At 40.5% G+C, this 13,189-nt stretch carries 14 protein-coding genes; 3 read left to right on the top strand and 11 right to left on the bottom strand.

Annotated elements, in window-relative coordinates; genetic code table 11:
- Positions 1-65 precede the first annotated feature (65 nt).
- The 4 genes from yigL to pldA form a co-directional block, all read right to left on the bottom strand.
- Positions 66-866, bottom strand: a complete 801-nt coding sequence (gene yigL, locus EHE21_RS01105) for a sugar/pyridoxal phosphate phosphatase YigL (protein ID WP_088494013.1) — start codon at positions 864-866, stop codon at positions 66-68.
- A gap of 12 nt (positions 867-878) precedes the next feature.
- On the bottom strand, positions 879-1,883 hold the full coding sequence (gene pldB, locus EHE21_RS01100) for a lysophospholipase L2 (RefSeq protein ID WP_088494014.1): 1,005 nt from the start codon (positions 1,881-1,883) through the stop codon (positions 879-881).
- An 18-nt stretch (positions 1,884-1,901) separates the two neighbouring features.
- The gene (gene recQ, locus EHE21_RS01095; protein WP_194951634.1) at positions 1,902-3,731 is read right to left on the bottom strand and encodes an ATP-dependent DNA helicase RecQ; all 1,830 of its coding nucleotides are present in this window, start codon (positions 3,729-3,731) and stop codon (positions 1,902-1,904) included.
- Positions 3,732-3,846: 115 nt separating this feature from the next.
- On the bottom strand, positions 3,847-4,722 hold the full coding sequence (gene pldA, locus EHE21_RS01090) for a phospholipase A (protein ID WP_194951633.1): 876 nt from the start codon (positions 4,720-4,722) through the stop codon (positions 3,847-3,849).
- Between the two features lie 232 nt (positions 4,723-4,954).
- On the opposite strand from pldA, the gene EHE21_RS01085 reads away from it, so the two are divergent.
- Both EHE21_RS01085 and rarD read left to right on the top strand, forming a co-directional pair.
- Positions 4,955-5,422, top strand: a complete 468-nt coding sequence (locus EHE21_RS01085) for a thioesterase family protein (protein WP_075672777.1) — start codon at positions 4,955-4,957, stop codon at positions 5,420-5,422.
- Positions 5,423-5,567: 145 nt separating this feature from the next.
- Positions 5,568-6,461, top strand: coding sequence for an EamA family transporter RarD (gene rarD, locus EHE21_RS01080; RefSeq protein WP_099076355.1), 894 nt, complete (start codon positions 5,568-5,570; stop codon positions 6,459-6,461).
- Here rarD and EHE21_RS01075 read toward each other — a convergent pair.
- The 7 genes from EHE21_RS01075 to lptM form a co-directional block, all read right to left on the bottom strand.
- Positions 6,458-6,868, bottom strand: a complete 411-nt coding sequence (locus EHE21_RS01075; protein ID WP_194951632.1) for a hypothetical protein — start codon at positions 6,866-6,868, stop codon at positions 6,458-6,460. The two genes, rarD and EHE21_RS01075, sit on opposite strands and share 4 nt — an antisense overlap.
- Before the next feature lie 147 nt (positions 6,869-7,015).
- Positions 7,016-9,172 (bottom strand): DNA helicase II, encoded by a 2,157-nt coding sequence (gene uvrD / locus EHE21_RS01070; RefSeq protein ID WP_088494019.1) that lies wholly within the window; start codon positions 9,170-9,172, stop codon positions 7,016-7,018.
- 144 nt (positions 9,173-9,316) lie between these two features.
- Positions 9,317-10,033, bottom strand: a complete 717-nt coding sequence (gene yigB, locus EHE21_RS01065; RefSeq protein WP_088494020.1) for a 5-amino-6-(5-phospho-D-ribitylamino)uracil phosphatase YigB — start codon at positions 10,031-10,033, stop codon at positions 9,317-9,319.
- Positions 10,033-10,956 (bottom strand): tyrosine recombinase XerC, encoded by a 924-nt coding sequence (gene xerC / locus EHE21_RS01060; protein WP_194951631.1) that lies wholly within the window; start codon positions 10,954-10,956, stop codon positions 10,033-10,035. The genes yigB and xerC overlap by 1 nt, the downstream gene beginning before the upstream one ends.
- Positions 10,953-11,663, bottom strand: a complete 711-nt coding sequence (locus tag EHE21_RS01055; protein WP_088494022.1) for a DUF484 domain-containing protein — start codon at positions 11,661-11,663, stop codon at positions 10,953-10,955. The genes xerC and EHE21_RS01055 overlap by 4 nt, the downstream gene beginning before the upstream one ends.
- 25 nt (positions 11,664-11,688) lie before the next feature.
- Positions 11,689-12,513, bottom strand: coding sequence for a diaminopimelate epimerase (gene dapF / locus EHE21_RS01050; RefSeq protein ID WP_194951630.1), 825 nt, complete (start codon positions 12,511-12,513; stop codon positions 11,689-11,691).
- A 41-nt stretch (positions 12,514-12,554) separates the two neighbouring features.
- Positions 12,555-12,722, bottom strand: coding sequence for an LPS translocon maturation chaperone LptM (lptM, locus tag EHE21_RS01045; protein WP_071788576.1), 168 nt, complete (start codon positions 12,720-12,722; stop codon positions 12,555-12,557).
- A 79-nt stretch (positions 12,723-12,801) separates the two neighbouring features.
- On the opposite strand from lptM, the gene cyaY reads away from it, so the two are divergent.
- On the top strand, positions 12,802-13,119 hold the full coding sequence (cyaY, locus tag EHE21_RS01040; protein WP_088494024.1) for an iron donor protein CyaY: 318 nt from the start codon (positions 12,802-12,804) through the stop codon (positions 13,117-13,119).
- Positions 13,120-13,189 lie beyond the last annotated feature (70 nt).

The following is a 13,189-nucleotide window of genomic DNA, read 5'->3' as shown; positions in this document are numbered from 1 at the left end:
CGAAATGTAGATGGATTTAAAAAGCAAAAGGCGAACATTTTGTTCGCCTTTTCTTTTAGCTGGGATCACACTTGGTATAGCTTACGTAAATAATGAGGAACTGCTTCATCCGCGTTGGTACCAATGACTTCCATATTGGGTAGCAAATCTTTTAATGTCTGGTGCGCATTTTCCATAATGCAGCCTTTACCCGCCATCTGTAGCATCTCTTTGTCATTCATACCATCACCAAATGCGATAGCATCTTTTGCAGAGTGTTGCATCAGTTCAGCCACTCTCTCTAGTGCCTCACCTTTAGATACGCCCCCTGCCATCACTTCTAAGCAATTACGCAGTGAGAAACTCACATTAACCTTATCACCCCAGAGCTGATTGATTTCATTCTCTAGCTTCAGTAATAGCTCATGATCATCAGAGGTAAAAAAGACCTTACAAACATTGGTAGTCGGAAATCCTGTTTTACAATATAACTCATAGCCAAAGTCTGATTCTCGAAAAAACTCACAAGCCCCTGGCATCTCTTTATTAACATACCAATAGTCACCTGCATAAATATTAGTTTCAATTTCAGGGTGATCAAAAACCATAAGAGCCAAATCATAAGCAATTTCAGGCTCAAGATCTTGGCTAAAAATAAGGTCGCCATGAGTGTTATGCACTCGCGCACCATTAGACGTTATCATATAAGCGTTAATGCCTAACCCATCACGAATTTGAGCAACATCAACATGATGACGACCTGTTGCGAATACAAAATGCACGCCTTTGTTAATAAGTAGGTGCAGAGTTTCTTGCGTATAGGGAGTTAATACATGATTAGGTGATAACAGCGTGCCATCCAGATCTGAAGCAACTATCGAATACATACACGTTCCTGATTAAAATAAATGCTTATCATAAAACTCACAGATTTCATTTAATGCTTGTGAGCGTAGCTTATCTATTTCGAACAAGATTTCATGATGCGCACCCTCAATCACCAGTGGCAGTTTTTGCTTTTCTTCTCTTGTTCTGGACTGACTATAACGTTCACAGAAAGCCCTTAGCTCTTGATTATCTACCACCTTATCATGCTCTGCTTCGAGCACTAATAGAGGGGTATTAATCTCTCCCGCATGTTCAATTAACCAATCTCCCATTTTTAGGCTTTCCCCCATCCAATGATAAGTCGGTCCGCCTAATCGTAGTTCTGGAAAATCAGCATAATAACGTAAATATCGACGATATCGCTCATGGCTATGTGTTAACACATTAAGGATAAATGGCAGTGGAAACCATTTACCTGTGGATACCGCGTAGTTATTTCTTTCAGATTGACTTTGTTCTGCTCGGTTAACTAAAAAATTAGCCACCCAGCGAGGTATGGGTAATTTAATGCCAAACATCGGCGCACTTAATGCCGCCGCTTTAAAAACATGAGTTTGCTTTAGAAGATATCCCGCTAAGATAGCACCGCCCATTGAGTGAGCTAACGCAAAATAATGTTGGTATTGAAAAGGCAACACTATCGTATCAACGAACGTCGAGAAATCATCGATATAATCACTGAATTTCTCTACATGCCCTTTTTGCGTATCTTCTAATAGTCTGTCAGAAAGCCCTTGTCCTCGATGGTCGAGAAGAAAAACATCATAGCCTGAGTGAAAGAAATCGAATGCAACTTCAGGGTACTTTACATAGCTTTCACTACGGCCTGAAGCAATAACCAATGCTTTATTGTGCGATGGTGAACGCCAATGAACATAGCGAATTTTTGCGCCATCAACGCCAATAAATTCACCCTCTTCACGCAGTCCCCAAAAATCCAATAAGACGCCGTTCGTAAATGCAGAAAACTGCTTTTCACGCGATAACCACGAATATTTAAACAGAGTGGTTGTCATTGGCTCTCCTTATTGGTGTTATTCGAAGCCCTCAATATGGTCACGGATGAGTGTCATAAAAGCGGGTCCAAATCGTTCTAATTTTCGTTGTCCAACACCGTTTATTAATAACAGTTCATCTGGATAAACGGGGCACTGCTCTGCCATTTCAATCAATGTGACATCATTAAAGACGACAAATGGCGGAATGTTTTCTTCATCAGCAATAGATTTACGTAATTTACGTAGTTTCGCAAATAATTTTCTATCGTACTGTCTATGGGCATTTTTTGTTTGTTGATTACGGCTTTTTGTCGGGCTTAATAATCTTGGTACGGCTAATTGTAATGGTACTTCGCCACGTAAGATCGGTCTTGCCATCTCTGTCAGTTGCAATGCAGAGCGATGAACAATATTTTGAGTCACCATACCTAAGTGAATAAGCTGACGAATAACACTCACCCAATGTTCATGACTTTGCGCTTTACCAATACCATAAACAGGTAATGTATCGTGTCCTGAATCTCGAATACGCTGATTATTCGCGCCTCTTAAGATTTCAACAATATAACCAATACCAAAGTGCTGACCAGTACGATAAATACAAGACAATGCCTTTTGCGCATCCACTAAACCATCATATTGCTTAGGAGGGTCAAGGCAAATATCGCAGTTACCACAAGCATTTTGTCGATGTTCATCGAAGTAGTTTAGTAACACTAAGCGTCGGCATGTTTGAGCTTCAGCAAATGCTCCCATTGCATTAAGCTTATGCATTTCAATTGCTTTTTGGTCGCTTTCTGGCTTTTCATCTAAACAACGACGCAACCACGCCATATCGGCAGGATCGTAAAATAATACGGCTTCTGCGGGCAATCCATCTCGCCCAGCACGCCCTGTTTCTTGGTAATAAGATTCAATATTTCGCGGAATATCAAAGTGAACGACAAATCGGACATTGGGTTTGTTTATTCCCATACCAAACGCGACAGTGGCAACCACAATTTGTAAATCATCACGCTGAAAAGCTTCTTGTACTTTCGCACGTTGTGCAATTTCCATTCCTGCATGATAACCCGCGATGCTTAATCCTCGTTTACTCAGACGCTCTGCTGTTTCTTCGACTTTACTGCGGCTATTACAGTAAATAATGCCTGACTTTCCTTTCTGACCACGAATAAATAGCCAAAGCTGATCAAGTGGTTTGTATTTCTCTACTAAAGTGTAGCGGATATTCGGTCTATCGAAACTGCTGATATGAATTAACGGATCACGCAACACTAGCTGATTAATAATATCGTAACGTGTTGTATTATCCGCCGTTGCCGTCAGAGCAATAATGGGAACATCAGGAAGATATTGTCTTAATAACCCTATGCCACGATATTCAGGACGAAAATCATGTCCCCATTGTGAAATACAGTGAGCTTCATCAACAGCGAGTAATGCGGGTTTCCATTGCACTAACTGATGAAGAAAACTCTCCATCATTAAGCGCTCAGGAGCAATATACAGCAGTTTTATTTCACCCTTTTGACAACGTATTTGAACATCAAACTGTTCTTCACGCGTTTGGGTTGAATTTAAATAAGCAGCTTCAATACCATGAAGGCAAAGTTGATCAACCTGATCTTTCATCAGTGAGATGAGTGGAGAAACAACCACTGTCAGCCCATCAAGTAATAATGCGGGAATTTGATAACAAAGGGATTTACCCCCCCCTGTCGGCATCACAACTAGACAATCTCTTCCAGTTGTAATGGTATGGATGATTTCTTGCTGACCAGGGCGAAATTGCTGATAACCAAAGGTTTCTCGCAAAATAGCTTGTGCTGATGGCATTGAATTAAGAACTTCTGCTGTGGACACACCGTTCCTCTGAAAAGCTGCTGATAAAAACTATGATGAGGAGTAAAAGAAAAGGCACCAATGTTGAAGGTGCCATCATCATTTATAGCGCTATGCTAACCCAGAACGGGGAAAATTACAGCATATCATTAAGCATCACGCCAACACCGACTCGTGTTTGACGAAAGTTATAATCAATCATTGATTCGCCATAACCACTAAATACTTGGGTATAAAAGCGCACATGCTTAGTAATTGGGTAGCTCCAACCTAATTCAGCCGCCCCATAACCACTGTTCCAGTTATAACGCCCAGTCGCAGTGATCACACTTTCGCCTAATCGATAGCCCGCTTTTAAACGGTAATACCCCATATAGCGATTAATCTCTGGATTATCATCACGTTGAGCACTTTCACTAAAGCGATACCAAGGTTTTAGATCAAGCTGTAAATTGCCTTTTTGTACCATAAAACGCGCATAAGCACGGTTCCAGCTACGAGATGTGGGATCAGAACGACCATTCGATTCGTGGTTAAAGCCGGTTTCTATTTCACGAAGAGTCCAACCTGCAAATTTATAGTCTGTTGCCCAACCTAGAAAAAGTTGCGGTTCATAGTTTGTCTCACGGAAAGGGGCAGATTCTTTCTTATTACTTAATTGCCACCAAGAGCGTTGGGTATAAGATGCCGCTAAAACAGAGTTTTCACCCGCAATACCTCGCCATAAAGGGAAGGCCAAACTAAGCTGGAATTTCACCTCATCTTTTTTAGCCTTATTACCCCAATCATAACTTTGAATAGCCTCTTTATTCATATCAGAGGTATCAGTGTAAATAATATAATTGGATTCATAAGGATAAAGAACAAAAGGTGAGTCGTATTCTTGTAATAAACCAGAAATGATACTGCCCTGAACAAGCGGTGCAGGAGATGATGATGCTTGTATTTCGGATGCAAATCCCCATGCTGGATAGAATAAAGCCACCGCAAGTAAAGAACGGATGTAACGCATAGTTAATTATCCTGTTTCATTATTGAATAATATAGAAGTTAGTACTTACTTTAGAATTAGTTCTTATATATGTGCTTTATTACACTTTAGCGTCCATATTTTACACGTAATCGCCATTAAATCTCGTATATTTTTACACCATTATATTTATAGCACGAATGTGCAATTACGATTTTGTCATGTATCATTAACATAATATTAACTTAATGACGTGATATCAGGGGTTCTAAAAATGGAAAAACAGTTAACATTAGAAGAGGCTCAAACACTAATTGGTCATGTTTTTGTTTATAAGATGCCCTTTAATCAATTAATCGGCTTAGAGCTAGTTCGCTTTGAACAAGACTACGCTGAAATTCAATTTCGGTATCAAGATAAACTGGTTGGTAATATTGCTCAACGTATCTTACATGGCGGGCTCATTGCTTCTGTACTTGATGTCAGTGCGGGATTAGTTTGTGTCGGTAACGCATTAACACGTTTAGCACCAATATCCCAAGAGCAACTTGAACAGAAACTCGCTAACATGGGCACAATCGACTTACGTGTTGATTATTTAAGACCAGGGCGTGGGGAATGTTTTACAGCGAGTAGCCATATTTTACGCAGTGGCAATAAAGTGTCTGTTGCTCGTGTTGAATTACATAATGAAAAACAAGTTCATATTGCCAGTGGAACAGCAACCTATATTGTAGGTTAAGCCTTTGTTAGAATTCATTGCGTGCAATGATACTTAGATTAGTATTAATTACTTGTAAAAATGCATGCCTAATGACACATTAGATAATGTCATTGGGTATGATAACCCCGTCACACTTTTCCTTTCCATCAATTCCAGAGATAGCATGAGCCAGAAAAACACGATGAAAGGCGTTTTATGTGCCTTAGGCGCCTATTTGATCTGGGGTATTGCCCCTGTCTATTTTAAAAGCATTCAAGAAGTGCCTGCAGAAGAGATCTTAACGCACCGTATTTTATGGTCGTTCTTTTTTATGTTGATTTTAATGACAATTAGTCGTCATTGGCCTTATTTACGCCAATTAATACGTCAACCTAAAAAAATTCTTCTTTTAGCACTGACTGCCGTCATTATCGCAACTAACTGGCTTACCTATATATGGGCGGTTAACCACGGCTATATGCTAGAAGCCAGCCTTGGTTACTTTATTAACCCACTGGTTAACGTACTGTTTGGCATGCTTTTCTTAAGCGAGCGTTTCCGTCGTATGCAATGGGTAGCAGTAGGTTTAGCATTTACTGGTGTATTTATTCAACTCTGGCACTTTGGTTCAGTACCTGTGATTGGATTAAGCCTCGCCGTGACCTTTGGCCTTTATGGCTTACTGCGTAAAAAATTGGGTGTTGATGCACAAACAGGCATGCTGGTAGAAACATTATGGCTATTCCCTGTCGCATTAGTTTATATCTTATTTTTCACACATTCACCGACTAGCAATATGCTTGAAAATAGTTGGTCATTAAATACCTTATTAATTGCAGCTGGTATTATTACCACAGTACCGTTATTACTCTTTACAGAGGCGGCGCACCATCTGCGTTTATCCACCTTGGGCTTTTTCCAATATATTGGCCCAACTTTGATGTTTATTCTTGCAACAATGGTATATGGCGAACAAATTGATGCAGAACGATTAGTCACCTTCGGCTTTATTTGGGTTGCACTGATCCTCTTTACACTTGATGCACTTTATACACAACGCCGTTTAAGACGCAGCTAATCCTCTAAAATTCGCTCTTCCGCTAAATTGCTGATTTGTATAAAAGCGGAAGAGAGTTTTTTCTTCTTATTCTTCTTTAATAAATGCGCACTCTTTGATATCTCCTCTGCGTAGCGATATGAACGCCTAAATAATGTTGATATTGCGTTATGAATCAATTGAATATGGTTAATCACGATACTGTAATAGAGATTGATGCGAGGAACAAAATCACGCTGGTGTCTCAATAGCTTACAATACAAATCTTCTTCAAATTCATTGATGGGTTCACTGGGATGATAAATATCACAAAGAACTTCCTCAGTATTTTCGATCAATAATTCATTACTAGAAAAAGAGACAGGCGAAGTTCGCGAGCAAGGTGCGATAAAAGAGTAAGTATGAAAGAAGACACTAGAGAGTTTCATCAATTAATCCCATTAAGCAAGAATAGATAACGAGATTATTAAGTAACCAACTTGAACTTCCCTTAAAAAAAACACCCCAACTTATCTACCAAATAAGTAAGGGTGTTTTTTTATATGGGGTAATGCGAATTCACTCTAAATCGGGGCTTATTCCAACCGAGCAAATGCTGCCACCAGCCATTTAATCCCTTCACCATTAAAGGCGATTTGTAATCGGCAATGCTCACCGCTACCTTCAATATTAATAATGGTGCCATCACCAAATTTAGGGTGCTTTACACGTTGCCCAAGTGAATAGCCACTATCATTGCTGATAATCGGAGTGCCTAAACGGCTATGATTAACAGGACGTGAAACTGTTGCGCGTAAACGGACTTCTTCGACACACTCTTTAGGTAACTCACCAATAAAACGAGAAGGTCGATGGCTGACTTCTTTTCCATATAAACGGCGATTTTCAGCGTAAGTGAGTGTTAACTTTTTCATTGCTCGCGTAACACCGACATAAGCCAAGCGGCGCTCTTCCTCCAAACGTCCACCTTCATCTAGCGACATTTGACTTGGGAACATCCCTTCTTCGACACCCACAATAAAGACTTGTGAAAATTCGAGCCCTTTAGCAGAGTGAAGTGTCATTAACTGTACGGCATCTTGATATGCATCGGCTTGGCTTTCGCCCGATTCTAATGCGGCATGTGAAAGAAACGCTTGCAGTGGCATTAAATCTTCGTCTTCATCTTGATAACTAAATTGACGAGTCGCAGTGACCAGCTCTTCTAAGTTTTCAATACGGGCTTGGGCTTTTTCACCCTTTTCTTGCTCATACATCGCTTTTAAACCTGAATCACGAATAATTCGGTCTGTTTGCACATGTAATGGCATATCTGCTGTTTCAGAGGCGAGTGTTTCAATCAGTTCTAAGAATCGTTGAATTGCAGCGGTTGCACGTCCCGCCAACATTTTATGTTCGATAACCTGTAATGCGCTTTCCCATAAGGTAATTTGGTTATCTCTCGCGACTTGGCGAACAATATCTAATGTTCTATCACCAATGCCCCGTGTTGGTGTATTCACAACACGTTCAAAAGAAGCATCATCATGGCGATTAGCCGTTAATCGCATATAAGAGAGTGCATCTTTAATTTCTTGACGCTCGAAGAAACGCTGACCACCATAGATTCGATATGGCATTGCCGCTTGTAATAACGCCTCTTCCATTATACGAGATTGGGCATTGCTACGATAAAGAATGGCACAGTCTGTTAGCGCACCGCCTTCTTCTTGCCAGCGCTTAATTCGGCCAACAACATAACGCGCTTCATCTAAATCATTAAAAGCACAATACAGCGAAATAGGCTCGCCTTCTGCACCTTCAGTCCACAAGTTTTTACCTAACCTGTCACTGTTATTGGCAATGAGCGCATTCGCAGCTTTTAAAATGTTGCTTGTAGAACGATAATTTTGCTCTAACCGGATAGTCTCTGCACCAGGAAACTCATTTAAGAAGTTTTGAATATTCTCAACTTGCGCGCCGCGCCAGCCATAAATAGATTGATCGTCATCGCCAACAATCATCACTTTACCCGTTTGACCTGCCAGCATTCTTATCCATGCATATTGAATGCGGTTAGTGTCTTGGAATTCATCAACCAAGATATTGGTAAAGCGATTTTGGTAATGCTCTAAAATTTGAGGTTTATTAAGCCAAAGTTCGTGAGCGCGTAATAAAAGCTCAGCAAAGTCCACCAGCCCTGCACGATCACAAGCTTCTTGATATGCCTGATATACTTTCAACCATGTCGTTTCAACAGGATTACCATAGGTTTGAATATGTTGTGGTCGTAAACCTTCATCTTTTTTACCGTTGATATACCACATGCCTTGACGTGCAGGCCATTGTTTATCATCAAGATTCATTGACTTAACAATACGACGAATAAGGCGATATTGATCGTCACTGTCAATAATTTGGAAGTCTTGTGGCAAATTCGCATCAAGATAGTGTGCGCGTAATAAACGATGAGCAAGGCTATGGAAAGTACCAATCCACATACCGCCTTGGCTTGTACCAATTAAGTCTTCAATACGATGGCGCATCTCTGCGGCGGCTTTATTGGTAAACGTCACAGCCATAATCGAAAAAGGAGAAGCTTGTTCAACAGATAATAGCCAAGCGATACGATGTACCAGTACCCGTGTTTTACCACTGCCTGCACCAGCTAACACCAGCATATTAATACGAGGTGCGGCTACAGCTTCACGCTGTTTGTCGTTAAGGCCTTCTAGCAGATATGAGACGTCCATAATTACCAATCATTTAGTGAAGAAAATACTGTGGATATATACAGAAATAGAGAGTAAGCAACAAACTAACAGGAATTCACGCGCTATGCAAAATAAAGCCTTTTTTAGCCGCGCTTATCTGTGCCATTCTTACCGAATATCACATTAAACTAATTCTATTAGTTTGCTTAAATCTGTAATTTCAATATGTGGCATTACTCTGGTTTCACCTTCTTCAAACAAACTACGGTTATCAAGGTTAATCCAGCACGCTTGTAATCCACTATTAACGGCGCCTTCGACATCTGTTACAAGGTGATCACCCACATGTAGGATTTTTTCATGTGGAAGATTTAACAGTGAAGCGGCTTTATCAAACATATCAGGATAGGGCTTAGAGCGACCATCAGGGCCGGCTTTTAAAATATGTGAAAAATACTGTCCTAGCCCACAACTTAATGGGTTTGCATTACCATTTGTAATCGCAATTAATGGGATTTTCTGAGCCAACTCTGTGAGAACTTGGTGGGTATTTTTAGGCACATTAATGCGACTACGCCAATAAGCAAAGTGCGCCATAATTTCATCTGCACCTTGTTGTGCTTTAGCTTCACTGTAGTTGTAATCTAACAGCATATTTCTTGCGGCAAGCCAACGCCACTGCGTAATATCATGAAAAATATCAGGATTATTTTCTATAAGTGGCTTTTTATAGGCATTCACATCTTTTTCTGTGAAATGATTAAAACGCAGATCATATTGACGAATAAAATCCAGCGTCTCTTTTTCAGTTCTGTCCATTACTGGCACATTGTCATACAGTGTGTCGTCTAAATCAAAAGTCATCGCAGCAATTGGCGTCAGAGTTCTGTAAAAGCGCATTATGATTTTTCTCTCTTAGCTCTCGGATGAGCAGCATCATAGACTTTCGCTAAATGCTGAAAATCTAAGTGGGTATAGACTTGCGTGGTCGATAAATTAGCGTGCCCTAATAACTCTTGTACAGCACGTAAATCACCACTCGATTCCAATAAATGCGTGGCAAACGAGTGACGTAATTTATGAGGATTCACATGGCTACTTAGTCCTTGTTTAATACCCCAAAGTTCAAACCGTTTTTGTACACTGCGCACAGATAAACGCTTACCGCTTTGAGTTGAGATAAAGACAGCTTTATCTTCAGGTGCATAGAGCTCTCGCATCGGAAACCAATTTTGTAACCACTCTATCGCTTTTCTTCCCAGCGGTACTTTTCGTTCTTTACTTCCTTTACCTAAAACACGAACTTCACCTTCATTCATGTCGATATCGCTCATGTTTAAGTTAGTCAATTCTGATAGACGCAATCCTGCACCATACATCACTTCCAGCATGGTTCTATCTCTAACAGAAAGGGGATCTTTTAAATCGATATTCATCAATTGGCTAACTTCATCGACATCCATATTTTTAGGAAGATGACGACCAGATTTAGGCGTGCGAATACCTTTTGCTGGATTAACCTCTAACATTCCCTGTGCCACTTGCCAATCAAGAAAGCTCCGTAATGCCGAAAAGCGCAAAGCAAGGCTAGTCGGTTGTAACCCACTACGATGACTTTTCGCTAGTAACATACGTACATGTTGGCTTTCAAGTGATGCCCATTGTGTGATTTTCATTGCCACCATCATTTGTGCTAATGCGGTCAGTTGGCGATGATAGTTTTCTACTGTGACAGGGCTTAATCGGCGTTCAACTTGGATATAACGCAGGAATTGCTCAATAGCGATGGAGAGTGTTTCTGGAATATCTATTGGTTGATTCATTGCCTTGCAATCCAACGAAGTAACAATTCTGGTAAAATATGGGCGAGCTTATCAAGCATCACTGTTCCCATCCCTTCCTGAAAATGTTGGTTATCTCGGCTATTAAATATAATCACCCCCAAATCACCATAATGCCCTAGCAATGAGAGCGCAACGGAACCTGAGCGTCGTACATTAGGCATCAATAACATGATCTCTTGCCCATTTAATGTACCTAAATAGTGATTATCATCGCCCATACGCTGAATGCGAAAATGTTCAAATGCTTGGCGAGATAATGGTAGATCTTGTGCATCTAAAGGTGGCTGTAATTGCCAGCGATCGGTAAATAGGCGTAATTGAACTGAATAAAGCCCTAATCCCTTAGCCCAAAGGTTTAAACGTTCTAGCATTTCGTGAAGAGAAGCACTGTTGGATAGTTCAGAAATTAATAATAAGAGTTGGCTAAACAGTGCTTCATTTTCAGAGGCTTGTTCTATCAACAAACGCATATCTTCTTCAAGATAATGGATGCGGTTACGCTGGCGCGACATTATCCATTCGACTAAAGAAACGGTTCCTCTGACGGGGTGAGGAACTTGCATTTGCTCGATATAGCTTGCATTACGGATAAAAAAACCAGGATGCTCCCTAAGATAACGGATCACTTGTTGATCATTAAGTTCGTTTGTTTCAGGGCAACAGAACTGCTCATTTTTATCCGTCATACAGATAGCCTCTCAAAAAATAATATTATAGCTGAATGATCCCATCATAAATATGTGTTGCAGGCCCAGTCATATAAAGAGAGTTGCCCTCTCCTTTCCATTCAATTAGCAACGATCCACCCGGTAAAGTCACTTTCACGCGTTTATCTAATAAACCTTGTGAAATACCAATTGCGACTGCTGCACAAGCCCCGCTACCACAGGCTTTCGTTTCGCCGGCACCACGTTCAAACACACGTAAATGAAGATTACTTCTGTCTACGATTTGCATAAAACCAATATTAGCACGTTCAGGGAAACGTTCGTGTTGCTCTAACACAGGCCCTAGCAGCTCAACTTCTGCTGTTTTAATGTCTTCAACCTGAATAACGCAATGAGGATTTCCCATTGAAACCACACCGCACAATACAGTACGTTCCATTGCCCTGATAATATAGGTCTTTTCTGCCTTTTGTGCACGGAAAGGGACTTTTTGAGGCTCAAATTCAGGTTCGCCCATATTGACGCACACATCGTCATTGTCCATAACATGCAAGGTCATTCTGCCAGACTGTGTACTGACTTTTATCTCTCTTTTGTTTGTAAGGCCTTTTAGTCTCACAAATCGAGCAAAACAGCGAGCACCATTACCACACTGCGCAACCTCGCTTCCATCCGCATTAAAAATACGATAATGGAAATCGAGTTCGGGATCATAAGGCGCTTCAACCACCAATAATTGATCAAACCCAACACCAGTATGGCGATTCGCTAATCGACATATTAATTCTGGCGAAAAATAAACATTTTGAGTCACAGCATCGACCACCATAAAGTCGTTGCCAAGACCATGCATTTTTGAAAATTGCATCTTGCCCCTGCCTGAAACGAAGTTAGCGTTTCTAAGATTGACTAATTGGTCTGAGTTGAGGCGCTCTCAACTTGCTGGGTTGGCTGGGATGACTGTGTCATTTTTGCCTGAGTATCTTCAGGAGGGAAATAAAGAGGGCCTTTCAAGCCACAACCAGAAAGAGAAATCAGTGTTATTATAGCAAGAGTGCAACGTAAATACGTTTTCATTCGAAATCTGCCTGTCATTTATTTGGTTAATATCCTCTATAATCGCAGTTAGATCTCGAAAAGCAAATAGGAAATGAAGATGAACGACAGTGAATTTCACCAATTAGCTGACGAACTCTTGTCAGAAATAGAACAAACTATTGATAATTATGAAGGTGACGCAGATATTGATTGTGAAATCAATGGCGGTGTAATGACATTAACCTTTGAAAATAATAGCAAAATTATTATTAATCGTCAGGAAGCGTTTCATCAAGTTTGGTTAGCGACACGCTCTGGTGGCTATCACTTTGATTGGAAAGATGAACAATGGATTTGTGATAGAAGTGGCGGTGAATTTTTAACCATGCTAGCACAAGCGATAACAGAACAAAGTGGCGAAGCGTTTTCTTTCTAAGAAACGCAGTTATCTACAACAGTCACCTACAACAGTTACTTACAATAATGGGAGCTATCAAAGCTCCCAT

The sequence above is a fragment of the Proteus sp. GOKU genome (genome assembly GCF_015475555.1).
GTDB lineage: Bacteria > Pseudomonadota > Gammaproteobacteria > Enterobacterales > Enterobacteriaceae > Proteus > Proteus mirabilis_B.
Note: the sequence above shows the minus strand (reverse complement) of the source record. Positions and strands in the feature narration are given on the sequence as shown.